Genomic DNA, 20,306 nt, shown 5'->3' on the forward strand with positions numbered 1-20,306 from the left:
CTCCAATCGGGCTGTGCGGAAATTCTCCCGGTTCACAAAATTGAGTCGCTGGAGTAGTGGGGGCGCAGAGAAATCTCCGGTCGCAGCCTTACCCGGTCAAAACAAGGATACCAATGATGAAGACTCTCGCCGTCTGCTCTGGCGGATTGGACTCCGTTTCCCTTGCTCACATGGTGGCAGCGGAGCACGAACTCACCGGCCTTCTATCTTTCGACTATGGCCAACGGCACAGGAAGGAATTGGGCTTCGCCGCTCTTTGCGCGCAGCGACTGAAGGTCCCGCACCAGATCATCGACATCGGCGAAATCGGCCGTGGCCTTTCCGGCTCAGCGCTGACCGACAGTGTCGACGTGCCGGACGGCCACTACGCCGAAGACACGATGAAGATTACGGTGGTGCCGAACCGCAATGCCATCATGTTGGCAATCGCCTTCGGTCTCGCCGCCGCCCACAACGCCGAAGCGGTGGCGGCGGCCATGCATGGTGGGGACCACTTCATCTATCCCGATTGCCGTCCGGCCTTCATTGAAGCTTTCCAGACAATGCAAGACCGCGCGCTCGACGGCTATGCGCAGATACGCCTCTATGCACCGTATGTGAATCTCGGAAAAGCTGACATTGTTGCGGATGGCGCAAGATACGGCACCCCGTTTGCCGAGACCTGGTCCTGTTACAAGGGCGGCGTGCGTCACTGCGGACGATGCGGGACCTGCGTCGAGCGGCGCGAAGCGTTCCATCTCGCCGGGCACGCTGATCCCACCGACTACGAGGACGCCGATTTCTGGCTCGAGGCGCTGCGCAGGAGGCGCGCGTAATGTTCCACATCAGCAAGGAATTCCACTTCTCGGCCTCGCATCAGCTCACCTCCTTGCCTCCCAACCATCAATGTGCGCGCCTGCACGGGCATAACTATGTCGTCGTAGTGGAGCTGTCGGCCAAGGAACTGGACGCCCACGGCTTCGTGCGCGACTATCACGATCTGGCGCCGCTCAAACGCTACATTGACGAGAGCTTCGACCATCGGCACCTCAACGACGTGCTGGGACATGAGAAGGTCACGGCGGAATGCCTGGCCAGACATTTCTATGAATGGTGCAAGGCACGTCTGCCGCAGACCGCGGCCGTGCGCGTTAGCGAAACACCGAAAACTTGGGCGGAATACCGTCCGTGACCGACATGCATCCCGTAATCCGTGTGAGCGAGATATTCGGGCCGACGATCCAGGGCGAGGGCGTGCTCATCGGCTTGCCGACGGTGTTCATCAGAACCGGCGGATGTGATTATCGCTGTTCATGGTGCGACAGCCTTCACGCGGTGGACAATCAGTATCGCCATGAATGGCTACCGATGCCGATCGATGCCGTGTGGCAAACCGTCCATGCGCTTTCCGGCGGCAGGCCGGTTATGGTCTCCTTGTCAGGCGGCAACCCGGCCATTCAGCCGTTCGGTCCCCTCATAGAACGAGGCCATCGCGAGGGCTATCGTTTTGCACTGGAAACGCAGGGTTCCGTGGTGAGGGAGTGGTTTGCGGATCTTGACGTGCTGACCCTTAGCCCAAAGCCGCCGTCCAGCGAAATGACGACCCGTTGGGCTGCGTTTGAGGCGTGCCTCGAAGCGGCGCAAGAGAAGCCGCAAATCGTGCTCAAGCTCGTCGTTTTCGACGAGAGTGACTATGCCTACGCCAAAGAAGTCGCGGCGCGATATCCGCACCTTCCGATCTATCTGCAACCCGGCAATCACACGCCGCCGCGCCCCGGCAGTGAAGACGCCTCTGTCGACTTGGACGGAATAATGATGCGAATGGAATGGCTTGTCGAAAGGGTGACCAGCGACAGGTGGTTCGAAGCCCGCGTGTTGCCGCAGCTGCACGTTCTGCTTTGGGGTAACAAGAGGGCGGTCTAGTCTGCGGCTTGCGTCGCACCGGAAGGCCGGGCTCCGACGGCTTGGCAGGCTCTCTTCGCGTGCCGAGTACAGCCGAGCTTTGTTCGCGCCAGCGGTCTCGCGATTGTGCGGCTGGAAACCGCCCGGACACCCGCTGCCGGCGTGTGTCACCTTGACTCCGATGAGCTGTCGTCACGCAAAGTTGAAATCCGCAAGAACTGGCCTTCTCGCCCCACCTGCTTGACTGTTTCCTCCGTCGCAAGCACGTCATCCCCTCATCCTTGTTCAGCTCTTATCGATGTATCTCATTGTCCGGCCTGACGCTCGACTGTCAGACACCAGAACGCCCAACGGGGCTGGCCCGCCGGTCAACGGCAGCTGCTAAACAGAACGGCGATGTGCATGGGAATGCATCCATTGCGTAAATGCCTTCCATAAAGAAGATCGATTTCCTCACTGGCCCAACGTGAAATATAGCAACGTCTTCGTGGCGTCGTCGGCTGCGTCAGGAGTAGCGATGAAAACGTATTGGGGTCGCCTGCGTCTCCTTGGGCGGCGAGTGTAAAGTGTAGCGATGCGGCCTCAGGCGCGAACGGCGAGCCGCGCAGTGATCACCTTCGCCTGTGCCTTTGCGGCGGGGGTCAAGCGCTGGTCTGCTCGAATTTTTATCGTCTAGCTGGTTGAAACTGCGTCCGTTGCGGGCTGCAGAAGCCGGCCGGCCGAGAAACGGCAGCCGCACTTATAAAAGCACGCCAAGGCATGCGGGCATCCGTCAGTTGCAAAGGACAATAGTGGCCGCGCCGATTGGCCATCACGGGTCCATTAGGGCAGCCACCAACATCAGTTCGCAAGAGGAGCAAAAGCAATATGTATCGTCGTCACCTGATCAAAGGGTTGGTTGCGCTCGGCGCATGCCGGATTTGCGTTCAAGCCGCCCAAGCGACCAGTGCCCATTGGGGATACACCGGTCCGGTCGGACCGGAGCACTGGGCTGATCTGGATAAGAAAAATTTCGTATGCTCTGCCGGCACGCAGCAATCGCCGATCGATATCAACAGCGCGGTCAAGGCGGATATCCCGCATATCGCCATCGGCTGGCACAAGGGCGGCGGCAATATGGTGAACAACGGCCACACCATTCAAATCAATATGCCACAAGGCAGCACGCTGACCCGCGGCGATCGTGTCTACGAACTGGTACAGTTCCATTTCCATGCGCCAAGCGAACATCACGTGGCGGGCAAGAGCTTCCCGCTGGAGGTGCATTTCGTTCACAAGGACACGCAAAGTGGTACTCTGGGCGTGCTGGGCGTCTTTTTAACGCCCGGCGCGACAAATGCCAGCTTTGCTGCCCTTGCTGCGGCCTTTCCCGAACTGCCGAATGGGGAGGTTACGATCGACGAGGTGAATCCCAACTGGCTTCTGCCAGCGTCGCTTGGCTATTGGACTTATGAGGGCTCACTGACGACGCCGCCGTGCGCCGAAAACGTCGAGTGGATGGTGGCGATGGAACCGGTTGACGTTGATCCGGCAGACATCCAGCGATTTACCTCACTTTACCCGTGAACGCGCGCCCTTTTCATTCACCCAATCGACGCTTCATCCTGCGCCAGAGTTGAGCGCCGCCCCAGCGGTTCCGCACGGTCCAACATTCTTGGCACAAATTGGCGCGAAGCCTCCTCTTCCGGTCTGGCGGTCTGACGGCGCTCCCCAAGCTGGCTAGTCTAAAGGATAGGGATTCGGTGCCGGCACCACTCGTCCCAAAGACGTCGCGGCGAGGTTTGTCTGCAACCCGGCAATCACACGCCGCCCCGCCGTGGCAATGAAGACGTCTCTGTCGAGTCCGACGGAATATGATGCGCATGGAATAGCTGGCCGAAAAGGTGACCAGCGACAGGTGGTTCGAAGCCCGCGTCTTGCCGCAGCTGCACGTTCTACTCTGGGGTAACAAGAGGGCGGTGTATACCTTCTCTTAGCTTCGCCGCCAACTACTCGGTTTTCCGAATTGCTCTCTATATTCTTGAAGGCGATGCGTTCGTTAAAGACATGTGCTGCGCACCTGGTGTAAAAGCTGCTCTCATCATGCAGAGGTCAAGTTGTAGCTGATGTTGCCCTTGATGCCGCAGCCTACCGCGGCGGGACCAAACTCAATGGCAAGCAGGCCGGCTAGGATCGTGCAGCCAGTCGCGAGCCTCGCCCACAACGGGGTCTCACGCGCATGATGGCGCCGGCCATGGGTTCGGCGGTTGTACTCATTGTCTACATAGCGCCGTTTGCCCTCGCTCTTTCTCCCCGCGGGGCAGTATGCCCATCTATCATGACCAGGTGCATATTAGCCCTATGCAGACAAGCGGGTGGCTACTTACATCGTGAGCGTTCTCGAGAAGCCGTAGTGGCGCACCGTGCTGACCAACAACGAAAAGGCGCAACCCCTTGCCCGCGCGTTCGGTTGCCGCTCACTCGTCATCTTCTGGCGGTTCTAGTTTGCCAACCGAAACCTCTAGCCTCGTGGTGCACTCAATAAGGTTAGCTAGCAATTTGGCATCAATGTCTGTGTGCCCCTCGTACTCGGAGAGGTTTCGCTCGTTGTGCGCTTTAGAAAAATCTGAATGTCAGCCTTGTCGGTTCCGACGGTATGAACGAGCGCTTGAAACACCGAAGTGCGATTGTCCGAGCGATAGCCTTCGCGGCGTAGGGCTGCCAGGGCAAGCCGATGCGCAGCTCCATATAAGAGAGTGAATTGGCTGTCGGGGTCGAGACCTTTCTGTGCGTCAGTTAAATTCTTGCGGGCGCCACCCAGCATGCCGTCATATTCGGACAGCGATGGGGGCTCACTTTTCATCAGCCCAATCTTTACGAGGTTGTCTAGTTCTTGCTTGCCCACGCTTGTAAATCTTTCTCCGAGCCGATGAGGAAAATCTTTGGAAGGGTACTTACCTTTCGGACAAACGACCCTTTCTGCGACGCCTTTCGTTGCCATTCCTCCGGCGACAGAAATGTCGGACTGACCTTTCGGCCTAGTCTCAGTTCCGCGTTTTGTGCGGCTGAATAAAGTTCAGAGAGGTTCAGGTTATCGCCGACCACCATCAAATCGATATCGCTGCGTTCTGTGTCCGTGCCTTTGGCGACTGAACCGTACACGAAGGCAGATTTGATCGAATGAAAGTGCGACAGCAATTCCCTTAGTGGCTCGGTTGGTATTTGGTTCTTAAGTGAAAAGTGCGCCGTGCTCTGCAAAGCAGGGGGGCTGCGTTCTCAGGCCCCGCGCTAGTGCCGTCACGATGCGCCTTTAGGCGCTGGTATTCATCGACCGAAAGCAGCACAAGCCGTTCGCGGCCATTCTTGCTGATGATCACGGGTTCCGCTAGCGCCTTGTCCTGATACACCCCTAAGTTGCGCTGAAATTCAACCGAGCTAATGACCGACATAGAATTGTCCCGATAATCCGTTATATCCGTATAATACGTATCTTTTTGAAAATATCAATGATCTCGTGCTAAGGTACTGAATTATTTGCCTTCGATATAGCGCGTCGGCGGAACCAACTCGTAGACGGGCTATGAAAGGTTAAGCGCGGATGTCTATCGGCCGCCGGCGTTCCCGCTCCGCAAGCCTGCCTGAACTATTCCGCGCGGCGGTCAAGCCCCAGGCTCCTGCTCATCCAGCGACCGCAGGCTGGAAAGACAATAGCCGACGTCTTCCGATGGTCTCGCCATCAGCTTTGGGCTAGCTCCCCATTATCCCGCTTCGAGCTCGACACAGGGCGGTTTCGATGGCGCACGACAATCTGTGTCGGCTTTGTCGTGTCCGTGACAGACGCCTGAAAGGCCCGCTCGCGCGTTTTGCCGCCGTCTAAGTGGCTGGAATTTAATAACGAAGTTTCTTCTCGGATCGGCCGATCACGCTGGTACGCTTTTTGCGATGCTTGGTGTGAGGCGGCACGAGCTGCCTATCGGCACTTGTGTCGCGGGCAGTCGCGATGATTAGAACGAAGGAAGGAAAGCTATTATGTCAGGTCTGCGTCAGATCGCCTTTTACGGCAAAGGCGGCATCGGCAAGTCCACCACCTCCCAAAATACGCTCGCCGCCCTTGTCGACCTCGGGCAGAGAATCCTCATCGTAGGATGCGACCCCAAAGCCGATTCCACACGCTTGATCCTGAATTCGAAAGCTCAGGATACCGTCCTGGATCTCGCCGCACAGGAAGGTTCGGTGGAAGACCTCGAACTCCAGGACGTGCTCAAGGTCGGCTACAGAGGCATCAAGTGCGTGGAGTCCGGCGGCCCCGAGCCGGGTGTCGGTTGCGCCGGCCGCGGCGTCATCACCTCGATCAATTTCCTCGAGGAGAATGGCGCTTATGACGATGTCGATTATGTCTCCTATGACGTCCTCGGCGACGTGGTATGCGGCGGCTTCGCCATGCCGATCCGCGAAGGCAAGGCCCAGGAGATCTACATCGTCATGTCCGGCGAGATGATGGCGCTCTATGCCGCCAATAACATCGCCAAGGGCATCCTCAAATATGCCCATTCGGGCGGTGTGCGGCTGGGCGGGCTGATCTGCAATGAACGTCAAACCGACCGTGAACTCGATCTGGCCGAAGCACTGGCTGGCCGATTGAATTCCAAGCTCATCCACTTCGTGCCCCGCGACAACATCGTCCAGCATGCCGAACTCAGGAAGATGTCGGTGATCCAGTACGCGCCGGACTCCAAGCAGGCAGGGGAATACCGCGCTCTGGCCGAGAAGATCCACGCCAATTCGGGCCAGGGTACGATCCCGACGCCGATCACCATGGAGGAGCTGGAGGAGATGCTGCTCGACTTCGGCATCATGAAGACCGACGAGCAGATGCTTGCCGAGCTTCACTCCAAGGAAGCGGCGAAGGCGGCGGCCCAGTAGTGACATTAGCGCTGCCATGAATCGGCGCGCCTTGCAGAGAACGGCGCCTATTCGTTGAGGCGTCACCCAACCTTGAAAGGGGACTCATGAGCCGGGAATACGAGAATGACGGTGCTCTTCATGCGAAGCTTATCGAAGAGGTGTTGTCGCATTATCCCGACAAGGCGGCGAAGCGCCGCAAGAAGCACCTCAACGTCGCAAAGAGCGGCAACGAGGCTGGCGGGGAAAGCGAGGTCCTTTCCGAATGCGACGTCAAATCGAACATCAAGTCCATTCCCGGGGTGATGACGATTCGCGGCTGTGCATATGCGGGTTCGAAAGGCGTGGTGTGGGGGCCAGTCAAGGATATGGTCCATATCTCGCACGGCCCGGTCGGCTGCGGCCAATACTCTTGGTCGCAGCGCCGCAACTACTACGTCGGTACGACGGGCGTCGACACGTTCGGGACAATGCAGTTCACCTCCGATTTCCAGGAGAAGGACATCGTCTTCGGCGGCGACAAGAAGCTGGAACAGATCATTGACGAGATTGAAGTCTTGTTTCCGCTTAACAACGGCATCACCGTGCAATCCGAATGCCCTATCGGCCTGATTGGCGATGACACCGAGGCGGTTTCTCGCAAAAAGACCAAGGAGTATGACAAGACGATCGTGCCGGTACGCTGCGAGGGTTTCCGCGGCGTCTCGCAGTCGCTTGGCCACCACATCGCCAATGATGCGATCCGGGATTGGGTCTTCGACAAAAAGGATGTCAAGTTCGAGGCCGGCCCCTACGACGTCAACGTCATCGGCGACTACAATATCGGCGGCGATGCCTGGGCCTCGCGCATACTGCTTGAGGAGATAGGGCTGCGCGTGGTCGGCAACTGGTCGGGTGACGCCACACTCGCAGAGATCGAGCGCGCCCCGAAGGCTAAGCTCAATCTTATCCACTGCTACCGGTCGATGAACTACATCTGTCGGCATATGGAGGAAAAGTATGGCGTCGCTTGGATGGAGTACAATTTCTTCGGTCCCTCCCAGATCGAAGCCTCTCTGCGCAACATAGCCAAGCATTTTGGGCCGGAAATCGAGGAAAAGACCGAAAAGGTCATTGCCAAGTACAGGCCGCTTGTTGATGCGGTCATCGCCAAGTACCTGTCGCGCCTGGAAGGAAATACCGTGATGCTCTATGTCGGCGGCCTGCGCCCCCGCCACGTCGTCACGGCCTACGAGGACCTCGGCATGGTCATCGTGGGCACCGGCTATGAATTCGCCCACAGCGACGACTATCAGCGCACCGGCCACTACGTGAAGAACGGCACGCTGATCTATGATGACGTGACCGGCTATGAGTTGGAGAAATTCATCGAAGGGATTCGCCCAAATCTGGTCGGCTCGGGAATCAAAGAAAAATACCCGGTGCAGAAGATGGGCATACCGTTCCGCCAGATGCATTCCTGGGATTATTCAGGCCCGTATCACGGGTACGATGGCTTTGCCATTTTCGCACGTGATGTGGATCTCGCCATCAACAACCCGGTCTGGGACCTATTCCACGCGCCTTGGAAAAGAAGCCGGGGCGATGAGCGGGCGATGGCTGCCGAATAAACATCTGCTTTAGCCCCAGTCTCCCACTGAGACGGTGAACTCCCGCGGCCTCTGATCCGCCGGAGCCTGGAACGTCTTGACGTCCTGAGCTGCCGTACCGCGCAGCCAGATGCAAAAGAGGTAATCATCATGCCGCAGTCGGCTGAAAAAATTCTCGATCACGCTCCCCTGTTCCGCGAGCCGGAATACAGAAAGATGCTCGCTGAGAAGAAGCTAAACTTCGAATGTCCGCACCCCGATGAGATCGTTTCCGATCAGCGCGATTTCACCCAGACGTGGGAATACCGCGAAAAGAACCTCGCCCGCAAAGCGCTTGTCGTGAACCCGGCCAAGGCCTGCCAGCCGCTGGGTGCGGTATTCGCTGCCGCCGGCTTCGAACGAACCATGTCCTTCGTCCACGGCAGCCAAGGTTGCGTCGCCTATTACCGCTCGCACCTGTCGCGCCATTTCAAGGAGCCTGCCGCGGCGGTCTCCTCCTCAATGACCGAGGATGCGGCGGTGTTTGGCGGCCTGAAGAACATGGTCGACGGGCTCGCCAACACCTACCAGCTCTACGACCCGAAGATGATTGCCGTGTCGACGACCTGTATGGCAGAGGTCATTGGCGACGACCTGCACAGCTTCATCCAGAACGCCAAGGACGAAGATTCAGTCCCGCGCGACTTCGACGTGCCCTTTGCCCACACGCCGGCCTTCGTTGGCAGTCATGTCGACGGCTATGACAACATGGTCAAAGGCATTTTGGAGCACTTCTGGAAAGGCCAGGAGCGTACGCAAGTCGAAGGAGCCATCAACATCATTCCGGGCTTCGACGGCTTCTGCGTCGGCAACAACCGGGAGCTCAAGCGCCTGCTCGATGTAATGGGCGTGTCCTACACATTCATCCAGGATGCCTCTGACCAGTTCGATACGCCTTCGGACGGTGAATACCGCATGTATGACGGGGGCACGAAGATCAACGAGGTGAAGAAGGCCCTCAACGCCGAGGCAACGCTTTCGCTGCAGCATCACAACACCCGAAAGACGCTGGGCTATTGCGAGGAGGTCGGGCAGGCGACGGCCTCGTTCCACTATCCGCTCGGCGTTCAGGCGACCGACGAATTCCTGATGGAGGTCGCGGCGATTTCCGGCAAGGAGATCCCCGAGGCAATTCGCCTCGAGCGCGGCCGACTGGTAGACGCCATGGCGGACAGCCAATCCTGGTTGCATGGTAAGAAATACGCCATCTACGGCGATCCCGACTTCGTTCACGCGATGGCCCGCTTTGTCATGGAGACCGGCGGCGAGCCAACCCATTGCCTCGCCACCAATGGCACCTCGGCATGGGAAGCCGATTTGAAGAAGCTGCTAGCATCCTCGCCTTTCGGCAAGGCTGCCCAGGTTTGGGCGGGCAAGGACCTGTGGGCGCTGCGCTCACTGCTCTTTACCGAGCCGGTGGACCTTTTGATCGGCAATTCCTACGGCAAGTACCTGGAGCGCGACACCGGAACGCCGCTGATCCGGCTGATGTTTCCGATCTTCGATCGGCACCATCATCACCGCTTTGCGCTCTTTGGCTACCAGGGCGCGTTGCGCGTGCTTACGACGATCCTCGACAAGATCTTCGACAAACTCGATCGCGAGACGAGCGAGACGGGTGTGACGGATTATTCCTATGACCTCACGCGCTAAGAGCCGTGGCCGGCTTTTCGCCGAGGCCATTCCTTGCCCAATGGACTGGGGAGGCTGAGCAATGTCCTCCCTCAGCGCCAAAATCAAGGACGCCTTCGATGAGCCCGCCTGCGATAAGAACCGTGGCAAAGATGCCAAGGCGCGCAAGGAGGGCTGCTCGAAGTCGCTGACACCAGGGGCGGCAGCCGGCGGCTGCGCCTTTGACGGAGCCAAGATCGTCCTGCAGCCGATCACCGACGTTGCGCATCTGGTCCATGCGCCGCTTGCCTGCGAGGGCAATTCTTGGGACAACCGTGGTGCGGTTTCGTCAGGACCGACCTTGTGGCGGACAAGCTTCACGACCGACCTCACCGAACTCGACCTGGTGATGGGGCAGGGCGAGCGGAAACTCTTCAAGGCGATCCGCGAGATCAAGCACACATACGCGCCGCCGGCGATCTTCGTCTACTCGACTTGCGTAACGGCGCTGATCGGTGACGACATCGAGGCCGTGTGCAAACGCGCCACGGAAAAGTTCGGTTTGGCCGTGGTGCCGATCAATGCGCCTGGCCTGGCAGGCTCCAAGAACCTCGGCAACAAGCTCGCCGCCGAGGCGTTGCTCGATCATGTCATCGGCACGGTCGAACCCGACGACTCTGGGCCCTACGACATCAACATCCTTGGCGAATTCAACCTCTCGGGCGAATTCTGGCTTGTAAAGCCGCTCCTCGATCGGCTCGGGATCCGGGTGCGCGCCTGCATTCCCGGCGATGCGCGTTACCGCGACATTGCTTCCGCGCACCGCGCCCGGGCGGCAATGATGGTGTGCTCGACCGCGCTGATCAGTCTTGCCCGCAAGATGGAGGAGCGCTGGGACATCCCGTTCTTCGAGGGCTCCTTCTATGGCATCTCCGACACATCGCAAGCTCTTCGCAACCTTGTCAGGCTGCTGGTGAGGAAGGGCGCCGATCCGGAGATCCTCGAGCGCACAGAGACGCTAATCGCGCAGCAGGAGGCGATCGCGTGGAAGAAACTCGAATCCTACCGGCAAAGGCTCCAAGGCAAGCGCGTGCTGCTCAACACAGGCGGTGTGAAGTCCTGGTCGGTTGTCCATGCGCTGATGGAGATCGGAATCGAGATCGTCGGCACCTCGGTCAAGAAATCTACGGTGCAGGACAAGGAGCGCATCAAACAAGTTCTCAAGCACGACAAGCACATGTTCGAATCCATGGCTGCGCGCGAGCTGTACGCCATGCTCTCTGAACACAGGGCCGATATCATGCTGTCGGGCGGTCGCACGCAATTCATTGCGCTCAAGGCCAAGACGCCCTGGCTCGATATCAACCAGGAGCGCCAGCATCCTTATGCCGGCTATGACGGCATGGTGGAACTCGTACGCCAGATCGACCTCGCCATTCACAATCCGATCTGGTCTCAGGTGCGCCAGCCGGCCCCGTGGGATTGCCAGCCTGATCTGATAGGCGAATTGCCGTGCACGAGGAACGAGACCGCGTACCTGTTTGATGAATTCGCATGCGCGACGGCACACGAGTGTTGAGGCGACCGATGGCCCGCATCCTTCTCCAGAGCAAATCGGCTGCGGTCAACCCGCTGAAGTCGTCGCAGCCGCTGGGTGCCGCCTTTGCCTTTCTTGGCGTCGACGGTGCGATGCCGCTGTTCCACGGCAGCCAGGGATGCACAAGCTTTGCGCTCGTTCTCTTCGTGCGGCACTTCAAAGAAGCGATTCCCTTGCAGACTACGGCGATGGATGAGGTGGCGACCATCCTCGGCGCAGCCGACCATCTGGAAGAGGCGATCCTCAACCTCAAGAACCGCACGAAGCCAAAGCTGATCGGGGTGTGCACGACCGCGCTCGTGGAGACGCGTGGCGAAGATTGCGCGGGTGATATCGCCAACGTCAAGCTGAAGCACACGCAAGAGCTTGCGGGTACGGAGGTCGTGCTGGCCAACACGCCGGATTTTGACGGCGCGATCGAAGAGGGCTGGGCCAGGGCAGTCACCGCAATGATCAAAGGGATTACACGCTCGGGCGAACGTGCGCGGCAGCCGAAGAAGATCGCGATCCTGCCCGGATGCAACCTCACTGTCGCCGACGTCGAGCATATGCGTGACATGGTTGAAAGCTTTGGGCTCAAGCCGGTTATTCTGCCCGACATTTCAGGCTCGCTCGACGGTACGGTTCCTGACCGCTGGGTAGCGACTACATACGGCGGCACCAGCGTCGAGGACGTTCGCGAGTTGGGCACGGCCATGCAATGCATCGCCATCGGTGAGCACATGCGCCGTCCGGCGAGAGTGCTGCACGGGTTGACCGGCGTGCCTTACGTGTTGTTCCAGTCACTGACTGGGCTGCAGGACACGGACCGCTTCGTGTCGCTGCTGTCTGCGATTTCGGGCGCGGCGGTACCGGCCCGCGTGCGCCGGCGCCGGGCGCAATTGCAGGACGCGATGCTCGACGGACATTTCCATTTCGGCGGCAAGAAAATTGCCATCGCTGCCGAACCAGACCAGCTGTTCCAACTCGCAGCCTTCTTTGCTGGCCTCGGCTCCGAGATAGCCGCGGCCGTCACAACGACCGACAGGTCTAAAATTCTCAAGAAAGTCCCGGCGGTTTCGGTTCAGATCGGCGATCTCGGCGATCTGGAAAGTCTTGCCGTCGGTGCTGACCTGCTTGTCACGCATTCGCACGGGCGCCAAGCATCGGAGCGGCTCGGAATTCCGCTCATGCGCATCGGGTTCCCGGTCTTCGATCGACTAGGCAGCCAGCACAAGCTCGCAATTCTCTATCAGGGCACCCGCGACCTGATCTTCGAGGTCGCCAACATCTTCCAGGCCAACCAACACGCGCCCACTCCTGAGGCGCTTGATCCACTCCGTAATCGAGAAATATCAGATGAACGCTGTTCGCCGCCTCTCGCTGGTCAGTAATGAGGTTTTCGCACCGATGCCGGAACAACGTGCATGCGCATTGCGCGTCGCGATCGCCACTCAGGACATGAAGGACCTCAACGCCCATTTCGGGTCGGCCAGACGCTTTGCTGTCTACGACGTGACGCGCGAGGAGTGGAACCTCGTCGAAGCCGTGGCCTTCGATGACGTTTCGGATGAAAGCGGGGAGCATCGGGCCGAGGGCGATGACCGCATCACGCCCAAGGTGGATGCGCTGAAGGGCTGTCATCTGCTGTTTTGTCTGGCGATTGGCGGACCTTCGGCAGCCAAGGTTGTCGCGGCAAAAATCCACCCGATCAAAGTGGCGGAGCCCCAATCCATCCAAGAGGTGCTGTTGCGCACGCAGATGATGCTCAGGACGTGTCCTCCGCCCTGGCTGCGCAAGGTGCTGGCGCAAGCGGGCGTTGCCGAAACGAAACCGTCCTTCGAGGACGAGGACTGAAAAGAGGAGGACGCCAAATGTCTGACCCCGCAATCCCCCAGCCGTCGCCGAAGACGAGGCGGCTCTTTGCACCCCGTTCGTCAAATGCCTCGTCCGGCTGATCCGTGCTCAGGATTCCTATGGCTCGTGGGAACGCAAAGCGGACGCCGAGCTGCTGGGCGACTTCATTATTACCAAGGAACAGCGCCGAGCGATCCCGATCATCGGAGATCCCGATCCGGACGTGCTGTGGAGGCTCGACAAGTACTACGCCGCCATCGGGCTTGCGATCGAGGAGCGCTGCGGCCTTATGGCATCGCCGATGATCCAGGTGAGCCATGAGGGTTTTGGTCGGGTGCTTTTCACGACCGGACGGTTGGTCGTTTTGTCCAAAACGCTGCGCGATGTCCACCGGTTTGGCTTCGAGACGCTCCTGAAGCTCGCCACGGCCGGTACGAAGCTGGTCGACGATGGGATTGCAGTCATCGAAGCCTTTCCCCACGTGGCGCTGGCATGATGGGCGCGATTTTCGAGAAAGGCCATCATGACGGACGCGAGAAACTTTTTTGGCCAGCCCCCTCGATCCAGGGGCTCGAGGCCGACCAGGTTGCTGGGGTATCGCCGATGAAGAAGCCGCTGGTCCTGATCTGCTCGCAAGATGCCGAGTTCTATCTGCTCTACAGTCACATACTGGAGGTGGACGGTTTCAGCAGTGAGACGGCAGACGGCGCGAAGGCTGCGCTGGCCTTGGCCGAACAACGGGAGCTTCAGGCCGTAGTGCTGGATTGCGACCCAGCCAGCATAAACGGGTCCGCAATTTGCGCCCACCTCAAGCGGGAACCGCGCACCACCGACCTGCCCATCATCGCCCTGATCGCGCCTGGCGCCGAGCACCAGCACCTCGATCTCTTGAAGGCAGGCGTTGAGAGCTTTGTGCGGCCGGTGGCTCCGGCCAAGCTGCTCGACTGCCTGCGGGCGAGGCTCGGGCTGACCAAGCGTGGTTCGAACGGGGTTGAAAACGACAGTTGGATTTGTTGTGGAGGCCTGGAGATGAAGCTCGATGCCCATCGGGTTCGCGGTAATGGCCACGACATCCATCTCGGACGGATCGAGTTCAACGTGCTGCGGCTTATGATTGAGGCCCCCGGCAAGGTCTTCAGCCGGGACGAGCTTATCGGGGCGGCCTGGCGGCCCAACATTCATGTCGGTGCACGCACCGTCGATGTCCATATCAGCCGAATCAGGAGGGCGCTGAAAACGGCCTTGCCCGGCAGCGTCATTCGCACCGTCAGGTCGGCCGGCTACTCGCTCGAGAAGCCGGACGACTGAAATCGGTGGTCGAATGTGGTGCCGCTCTCTCTTCCTCCGCTGAGAGCGGTGTTGCCGCAGACGCTCCTAACGAAGACCAAGAGAAGCAGGCAAATGGAATTTAAAAGCATATTCTGTGTGACGGGTGCTGATCATTCTGATGAGGACCTCACAACAGCTGCCGGACTGTGTGGCGAGGTCGGCGCGCACCTATCCGTACTGATTATACCGCCTCCATTGCTCTTGATGTCGTCTCCGCCCCTCGAGTGGGGTACGGGACGTGCACAGGCAATTGCAGTACCGAATTATCGATTTCAGCAAATCGAGAAATTTTCACAGGACGTGACCAGAATGGAAAGACGGTCCGCGGATATCCTCAAACGGCTGAAAGCTATGTCGCTTTCCTGTGACGTTGACACCGACTATTGCGATCCGGCTAGCCTCGGTGAAGTGGCGCGACAGCGGGCGCTCTGCGCTGACCTGACGATCGTTGGAGCGGACCTCCTCAACGATGAGACTCTCGGACCTCCTGTTGTCAACGGCTGCTTGTTCGATAGCGGAAAGCCGGTGCTCATCGTGCCGAAGGGCGCTAAGGCGACCCTGTCGCCTCGACGCGTGCTGGTCGGCTGGGATTCGCGCGTAGAGGCCTCGCGTGCGGTTCGGGAAGCTCTTAGTCTCCTATCCGCTGCTGAGGAAGTTTGTGTCGCTATGGTCGATCCGAAGGCGCAAAACAACGGGAAAGGTGCGCAGTCTGGAGCAGACATCGCTGCCTATCTTACTCGGCACGGTGCTCGGGTCTCGGTTGACCTGCTTAAGAGCGCCGGTAAATCGGCGGCCACAGTGCTGACGCAGCACGCGGCCGACACCTGCGCCGACATGATAGTCATGGGTGCTTATGGCAGCCGTCGGCTGCGTGAGCGGATTTTCGGCGGTCCGCCGAGCTGGAGCTTTGAGAAGACCACATTGCCGCTGTTTTTGGCTCGCTGATCAGTTCCGTAGGAACACCGATCAGGTCGTAGGACCGCCAACCAGTCCGAAGTCGTCGTCGGTTACCGGTCGGATTGCGGAGACATGGCTGGATCCGCGAACATCTTGCGACGCTTGTCAGAGCCAAACCGGACGCCTCGACTGCTTCAGGACGCTCTCGTGCATCCAACTCGTGCGAGATCGTCTGTAACGGGCAGTAAAGACGAACGGCTGCAGCAGACCGCAGCCAAGCCACAGGGCGGGTGTACCAGGGGACCCCCGCCTCGGGGCGCGAACCCTGTTGGAAGGCCCCTGATCAGTACCCGGACGCGGGTCAAATCGGCGGCTGCCCCCTGTCAGGCCTGCGGTGTGCAAGGGCCGCTGCCGCGGAGCTTCCTCTGCCCGATCGTCGGGCGTGCGACAATGTCGGGTTCCAGACGAGCTGGAATTACGCGAACTCGTTGGTTTGACGTTTTCTTTATCCGGCACGCTGCATGCATGGCAGTCTACGAACGCATTACGAGCCGTTATCCATGGTTACGCCCCTCGAAGAAAGAGCCGCTTCCGTCGTAACCGGGAAACAGCCAATCCTGGGGTGGAGGCAGCCGCTAGGAGCCGCCGTAAAATCCGGAGAGCTGCGCGACAGCATCACACGCGGTCCTTCTCGCTCTTGGGTTCGGATGATGCGGTGCCCGCTGTCGATGTCGCCCATTGAGCCCAAGATCTGGAAGGCCGCGCAGGCTTTTGCCTTCCTCTCAGTCGGGACCGCGGCTCAAGGATGCCTGTGAGGTTCGCAATGCTCAATGCCTGGCGGTCGCCGCGCACATGCCGCTGAGTTGGGAAACACTCCTAGAGGAGCAAGGATAAGTGGACCTCTTTTGCATTGGTATCGGTGCTGGGCCGTCTAATTTGAGCCTTGCGTGTCAGATACAGGAAGAGATTGCGCAAGGGGCACTGTTCTTGGACCGGCAGGTCGATTTCCGCGGACATCCAGGCAGCGCTTTCGATTGCGCGGAGCTCCAGGTCGGCCACTTCCAGGATCTGGTTACTCTGGTCAATCCGCGATCAGCCTACACATTCGTAAATTACCTCCACGAGAACGGGCGTCTTTACCATTTCCTCAATGCGCAATTTCACGGGGTGCTCAGAGCCGAGTTCGCCCAATATCTCAACTGGGCGTTCCAGAAGAATCCGCTTGTCCGTGGCGGCGAGGCAGTTCGCGAAATCCGCTTTGACGGCGAGTTTCGCGTGCGGACGGACAACGCGGTCCTTGATGCGAGAAACCTCGTCATCGACATAGGCAAGCAGGCGCAAATTCCGCCTCAGTTTCATGGCTGGACTGGACCCAACCTGTTCCACTCATCAGACCTAGCGCATATCCATCCTGAGGTGCACAAAAAGCATGTCTGCGTGGTTGGCGGCGGACAGTCGGGAGCCGAGCTGCTGCTGCACCTTGTCGGCCGGCCGAAAGAACGGCGGCCCGCGGCGATCACTTGGGTCTTGACGCGCGAGATGCCTTTCGACGACCACCCGTTCACAAACGAGCTGTTCACGCCTTGCTTTTCGGATCGTTTTGCGGCCATGAGCGAGGTGCATCGCCAGCTGTTCCTGCGGCGTTTCGCGCTTGCCTCCGACGGGATTTCAGAGAGCACGTTGCGCGCGGTCTATCAGGCGCTCTACCACCACGCCTTTCTCGAGCCACACCAATGCGACATCACACTGCGGCCAAGTTGCAACGTGTCGCGCTGCATCAACGCAGGGGCGGGGCACAGGCTCACGCTGCAGCGCGGCATGGATAACATCGGAGAAGTAACCGCCGACATCGTCATCCTGGCCACGGGGTACGAGAACGCGCTGCCGGACTTCCTGGAACCGATCGCAGATCGCCTCGAGCAGATCGGCAATGAGTTCGCCATCGGCGAGGATTTTTCGGTGTACTGGGACGGACCGCGAGACAGACGCCTTTTCGTTCAGAACGCCTGCCTTGGACAGCGCGGGCTGGCTGATCCGAACTTTGGCCTGCTGGCCTGGCGAGCGCGCCGCATCCTGGACAGCCTTCTGGGGCGCGCGCCATGCACCAATCCCGAGCATCTGGGCTTCATCAGCCGTACGTTGATCGAGCGCCGGCCCGACCTCGTAGCCGAAGAAATGGGCAGCGGGATATAATGGTCTACTATTGTTCATTGGCGGTGGCATCCAGGGAATGATGTACGCCTTCGTTGCGGCGAAGGCGGGAGCCTTAGCCCAGATCATCTTGACCGAATAAGCACTCGGGCCCTGAGGCACATCGTATATTCTGCGGACGTTTTCCCCTACGCTCGTTAAATCCTTACGTTCACTCGAAATTGCGCGGACTTTTGAGAAGAAAACCGGCACTGACGAAGAGTGCGGTAGCCTCAGCGGCCATGGCTGAGCCCGCAGTCAGCGGGGAGGGTCCTTGCCTTTGGCGATGCATGTCGTGGCTGGACCCGGTGAGTTAGGTGAGTCCGGCCCAGTCTACCCAGCCCCTGCGCCCGCCCCGAAGCCGCTCGCCCGCTCAGCGCTATCGAGGGGGCGCTCGCGAGCGGCTTCGCTGACCGCCGTGCTACAGCGTAAGGACGCGACCCCAGTGAAGGCATACTCCAGTGTCGCCAATTCCTTTTCGTTGGCCCGCCGCAAGCCGGTCTTCCAACCAAAGGCCGAACTCGCCAATTTGCCAGCCAACTCCACCAACGATTGTCTAAATCCGCTACCCCGGGGCGGTTCGCTCGGGCTCGCTTGCTTGAGCACGGCACAGACGGGATCGCGAGCATGATGCCGCGGAATGGGAACGCACCATGCTTGGGCACGAGGGCCCGTGCCAACGCGCATCGCGCCAATCGGCGTCGTCACGTCCGAGATTCAGCACCGGCTGCTCGGCGCTTTTACGCTCGCATCATGCGCCGGCATGCCGCTGGCGATCCATGACGCGATGCCGCCGAGGCTGCTCGTTCATGGAAAGCGATAAGCACTAGATTAATGGGCAACCTCGTCGGGACCGAAAAGGGCGCTAAACCGGCTGGCTAGATCGATCCAGGGTGCCGCGTCTCCGCGCTCTGAAGCTATTCGAACGACCGTCGCCAGATAATCGGTAAAAGCCTTCAGTCTGATGGCGCCTTGCTCAGAAAGGTGGTCAATGGCGTCAAGCCGCTGGTGAACGGCAGCCAGCATATGTTGCACCAAAAGCAGTGAGGATGGGCAAGGGCAGTCGCCCTTACTCGCGAGGCGCCTGCACTCGCTGCAAAGCGGCGGAATGTCCTCTAAGGCTAGGTCGCCGGAAAGCCGTTGTATGAGATTGTCAGTGGCGTTCCACAAATTCGCTCGCATGCAGAACGGAATGCAGCGTGACCCCATGTTGGGCTAGCAGCTCCGTAGCTCCCTCGTCACGGTCCACGAGGCAAGCTGCGTCACCTACAATGCCCCCGACGCGGCGAACCTCTTCAATCGCCTTCAATATCGACTTGCCGCTTGTGGCAACGTCGTCAACGATCAGGACGACTTTTCCCTCGAGATCTTCTTTGGGCCCAAGACCTTCAATCACGTCCCTTGTGCCATGAGACTTCGGAGTTTTGCGAACGAAGATCGTGTTTATGGGTTTGTTCATCGCCGAGCTGACAGCTGCCATCGATCCGATTACGGGGACCGCTCCCATTTCAAGGCCGCCGACGTACTCTGCTTTCACTTGCTCAGCGATTTTTAGGAACTCAAGAGCGGCAAGTTGCGCGCCTCGCGCCATCATCATGGTAGGCTTCATATTGAAATAGATGTCGCTCTCTATGCCCGACGAGAGCGTGTAGCGTCCGGATCGAAAAGAGCGCTCACGGACGATTTCGCGGAGTTCGTCCTTATCGTGTTGGCTGGAATCAACTGGTCTGAATTTTGCCAGTGCCGCCATAGATCTGACCTCGCCCTAGGGAAAAAATTGGGTGCGGCATGCACCTAGTCACTACCGCTATGTGGCTTATGCAAGTGTTCGCGGGGTGTGTCAATTAATGTCAATACCGGTGCGACCGTTTCGCGCAGATTTTTCCATTATCGTTATTGGGTGCCTAAAGCGTGATCACGGGTTTCCCTACGGCTGGGTAGCGTTGGCTACCCGCCCTTGCCCGATCTCGGCAGGCACGGCTTTTCTCGATGCGGGCCGTCTCTTTGAGGATTTGGGCGTTTCATCCTCGTCCGCTCGAGTTCCGCCTCGCTCGGCCCCGTTTGCGCCAGCTTCTTAACCAGGTTGCGCATGAGGTGAGCGTTTCGGCCGCCATGTCGGCCCGTGTCGCTCTTGTGATGACGAGTGGGCAAGGCCGCGCTTTTCGTGCAACCTCCTCGTAGAGGCGCGAGAGGTAAAGTTCGAGCCGCCGAGAATTTTTGTCATCAGCACCGCGGCGCAACATTTCGGCTCGCTTCATCTGACGACGGTAAAAAGCAAAAGTTCAAGGTAGGTCGTAGTCCACCTCCCCTGCCGGCCGAGTCTTTACGGCGATATCGGCGACAGGGGCGAGCGTCTGCCTCTGAGGCAGACGCCGAACAGCAGGCCGAGCCTTACACTGATTTTGGTGACATTGAGTTTCGCCGACACCCGTGAGATGGAGCCTATCACGGGCGGG

At 59.2% G+C, this 20,306-nt stretch carries 16 protein-coding genes and 3 pseudogenes; 15 read left to right on the plus strand and 4 right to left on the minus strand.

Translation table 11 applies throughout. The annotated features are described in order from the left end of the window. Positions 1–116: 116 nt before the first annotated feature. The 5 genes and pseudogenes from queC to EJ073_RS32320 form a co-directional block, all read left to right on the plus strand. Positions 117–815 carry a 7-cyano-7-deazaguanine synthase QueC gene (gene queC, locus EJ073_RS22375; protein WP_091599584.1) on the plus strand — a complete coding sequence of 233 codons (699 nt, stop codon included), beginning with the start codon at positions 117–119 and terminating at the stop codon, positions 813–815. Beyond that, positions 815–1,171, plus strand: a complete 357-nt coding sequence (queD, locus tag EJ073_RS22380; RefSeq protein ID WP_063169374.1) for a 6-carboxytetrahydropterin synthase QueD — start codon at positions 815–817, stop codon at positions 1,169–1,171. The genes queC and queD overlap by 1 nt, the downstream gene beginning before the upstream one ends. A gap of 5 nt (positions 1,172–1,176) precedes the next feature. Next, positions 1,177–1,902 (plus strand): 7-carboxy-7-deazaguanine synthase QueE, encoded by a 726-nt coding sequence (queE, locus tag EJ073_RS22385; protein WP_164747234.1) that lies wholly within the window; start codon positions 1,177–1,179, stop codon positions 1,900–1,902. An 846-nt stretch (positions 1,903–2,748) separates the two neighbouring features. Beyond that, positions 2,749–3,500 (plus strand): annotated as a pseudogene (locus EJ073_RS22390) (carbonic anhydrase). A gap of 160 nt (positions 3,501–3,660) precedes the next feature. Then, a pseudogene (locus EJ073_RS32320) lies at positions 3,661–3,857 on the plus strand (7-carboxy-7-deazaguanine synthase QueE); the annotation flags it as partial. Positions 3,858–4,411: 554 nt separating this feature from the next. On the opposite strand, the gene EJ073_RS22400 reads toward EJ073_RS32320, so the two are convergent. From EJ073_RS22400 to EJ073_RS22410, 3 genes are read right to left on the minus strand one after another with little or no spacing between them, the layout of a single operon-like run. Then, complete coding sequence (locus EJ073_RS22400; protein ID WP_210211298.1) at positions 4,412–4,765, minus strand: hypothetical protein; 354 nt, start codon at positions 4,763–4,765, stop codon at positions 4,412–4,414. After that, positions 4,747–5,022 (minus strand): nucleotidyltransferase domain-containing protein, encoded by a 276-nt coding sequence (locus EJ073_RS22405; protein WP_245455757.1) that lies wholly within the window; start codon positions 5,020–5,022, stop codon positions 4,747–4,749. The genes EJ073_RS22400 and EJ073_RS22405 overlap by 19 nt, the downstream gene beginning before the upstream one ends. 41 nt (positions 5,023–5,063) lie before the next feature. Next, the gene (locus EJ073_RS22410; protein ID WP_126057647.1) at positions 5,064–5,309 is read right to left on the minus strand and encodes a type II toxin-antitoxin system Phd/YefM family antitoxin; all 246 of its coding nucleotides are present in this window, start codon (positions 5,307–5,309) and stop codon (positions 5,064–5,066) included. Positions 5,310–5,889: 580 nt separating this feature from the next. On the opposite strand from EJ073_RS22410, the gene nifH reads away from it, so the two are divergent. The 10 genes and pseudogenes from nifH to EJ073_RS22460 all read left to right on the plus strand — a co-directional run bounded on the left by nifH (position 5,890) and on the right by EJ073_RS22460 (position 17,853). Then, positions 5,890–6,783 carry a nitrogenase iron protein gene (nifH, locus tag EJ073_RS22415; protein ID WP_024505261.1) on the plus strand — a complete coding sequence of 298 codons (894 nt, stop codon included), beginning with the start codon at positions 5,890–5,892 and terminating at the stop codon, positions 6,781–6,783. An 86-nt stretch (positions 6,784–6,869) separates the two neighbouring features. After that, the gene (gene nifD, locus EJ073_RS22420) at positions 6,870–8,372 is read left to right on the plus strand and encodes a nitrogenase molybdenum-iron protein alpha chain (protein ID WP_024505262.1); all 1,503 of its coding nucleotides are present in this window, start codon (positions 6,870–6,872) and stop codon (positions 8,370–8,372) included. A 129-nt stretch (positions 8,373–8,501) separates the two neighbouring features. Continuing rightward, positions 8,502–10,043: a nitrogenase molybdenum-iron protein subunit beta gene (gene nifK / locus EJ073_RS22425; protein ID WP_029356526.1), complete on the plus strand. Its 1,542-nt coding sequence runs from the start codon at positions 8,502–8,504 to the stop codon at positions 10,041–10,043. 61 nt (positions 10,044–10,104) lie between these two features. Continuing rightward, the gene (gene nifE / locus EJ073_RS22430) at positions 10,105–11,580 is read left to right on the plus strand and encodes a nitrogenase iron-molybdenum cofactor biosynthesis protein NifE (protein WP_126057648.1); all 1,476 of its coding nucleotides are present in this window, start codon (positions 10,105–10,107) and stop codon (positions 11,578–11,580) included. 8 nt (positions 11,581–11,588) lie between these two features. After that, on the plus strand, positions 11,589–12,971 hold the full coding sequence (nifN, locus tag EJ073_RS22435; RefSeq protein WP_126057649.1) for a nitrogenase iron-molybdenum cofactor biosynthesis protein NifN: 1,383 nt from the start codon (positions 11,589–11,591) through the stop codon (positions 12,969–12,971). Then, on the plus strand, positions 12,937–13,434 hold the full coding sequence (nifX, locus tag EJ073_RS22440; RefSeq protein WP_126057650.1) for a nitrogen fixation protein NifX: 498 nt from the start codon (positions 12,937–12,939) through the stop codon (positions 13,432–13,434). The genes nifN and nifX overlap by 35 nt, the downstream gene beginning before the upstream one ends. 37 nt (positions 13,435–13,471) lie before the next feature. Then, positions 13,472–13,930 (plus strand): annotated as a pseudogene (locus EJ073_RS22445) (NifX-associated nitrogen fixation protein); the annotation flags it as partial. Next, positions 13,927–14,742, plus strand: a complete 816-nt coding sequence (locus EJ073_RS22450) for a response regulator transcription factor (protein WP_245455311.1) — start codon at positions 13,927–13,929, stop codon at positions 14,740–14,742. The pseudogene EJ073_RS22445 and the gene EJ073_RS22450, both read left to right, overlap by 4 nt. 93 nt (positions 14,743–14,835) lie before the next feature. Then, complete coding sequence (locus EJ073_RS22455) at positions 14,836–15,708, plus strand: universal stress protein (RefSeq protein ID WP_126057652.1); 873 nt, start codon at positions 14,836–14,838, stop codon at positions 15,706–15,708. An 846-nt stretch (positions 15,709–16,554) separates the two neighbouring features. After that, positions 16,555–17,853, plus strand: a complete 1,299-nt coding sequence (locus tag EJ073_RS22460; protein ID WP_126057653.1) for a SidA/IucD/PvdA family monooxygenase — start codon at positions 16,555–16,557, stop codon at positions 17,851–17,853. A 1,150-nt stretch (positions 17,854–19,003) separates the two neighbouring features. Here EJ073_RS22460 and pyrE read toward each other — a convergent pair. Further along, a complete protein-coding gene (gene pyrE, locus EJ073_RS22475) occupies positions 19,004–19,600 on the minus strand; it encodes an orotate phosphoribosyltransferase (RefSeq protein WP_126057655.1) in 597 nt (198 codons plus the stop codon). Between the last annotated feature and the right edge of the window lie 706 nt (positions 19,601–20,306).

It is taken from the genome of Mesorhizobium sp. M4B.F.Ca.ET.058.02.1.1, from assembly GCF_003952505.1.
In the GTDB taxonomy this organism is placed as follows: domain Bacteria; phylum Pseudomonadota; class Alphaproteobacteria; order Rhizobiales; family Rhizobiaceae; genus Mesorhizobium.

Bases quoted from the DNA above. Each gene is read 5' to 3' on its own strand.
- EJ073_RS22455 (WP_126057652.1), top strand. From the start codon at position 14,836: ATGGAATTTAAAAGCATATTCTGTGTGACGGGTGCTGATCATTCTGAT.
- pyrE (WP_126057655.1), bottom strand. From the start codon at position 19,600: ATGGCGGCACTGGCAAAATTCAGACCAGTTGATTCCAGCCAACACGAT.
- queE (WP_164747234.1), top strand. From the start codon at position 1,177: ATGCATCCCGTAATCCGTGTGAGCGAGATATTCGGGCCGACGATCCAG.
- nifX (WP_126057650.1), top strand. From the start codon at position 12,937: ATGAACGCTGTTCGCCGCCTCTCGCTGGTCAGTAATGAGGTTTTCGCA.
- nifK (WP_029356526.1), top strand. From the start codon at position 8,502: ATGCCGCAGTCGGCTGAAAAAATTCTCGATCACGCTCCCCTGTTCCGC.
- nifN (WP_126057649.1), top strand. From the start codon at position 11,589: ATGGCCCGCATCCTTCTCCAGAGCAAATCGGCTGCGGTCAACCCGCTG.
- queC (WP_091599584.1), top strand. From the start codon at position 117: ATGAAGACTCTCGCCGTCTGCTCTGGCGGATTGGACTCCGTTTCCCTT.
- nifD (WP_024505262.1), top strand. From the start codon at position 6,870: ATGAGCCGGGAATACGAGAATGACGGTGCTCTTCATGCGAAGCTTATC.
- EJ073_RS22450 (WP_245455311.1), top strand. From the start codon at position 13,927: ATGATGGGCGCGATTTTCGAGAAAGGCCATCATGACGGACGCGAGAAA.
- nifH (WP_024505261.1), top strand. From the start codon at position 5,890: ATGTCAGGTCTGCGTCAGATCGCCTTTTACGGCAAAGGCGGCATCGGC.
- queD (WP_063169374.1), top strand. From the start codon at position 815: ATGTTCCACATCAGCAAGGAATTCCACTTCTCGGCCTCGCATCAGCTC.
- EJ073_RS22410 (WP_126057647.1), bottom strand. From the start codon at position 5,309: ATGTCGGTCATTAGCTCGGTTGAATTTCAGCGCAACTTAGGGGTGTAT.
- nifE (WP_126057648.1), top strand. From the start codon at position 10,105: ATGTCCTCCCTCAGCGCCAAAATCAAGGACGCCTTCGATGAGCCCGCC.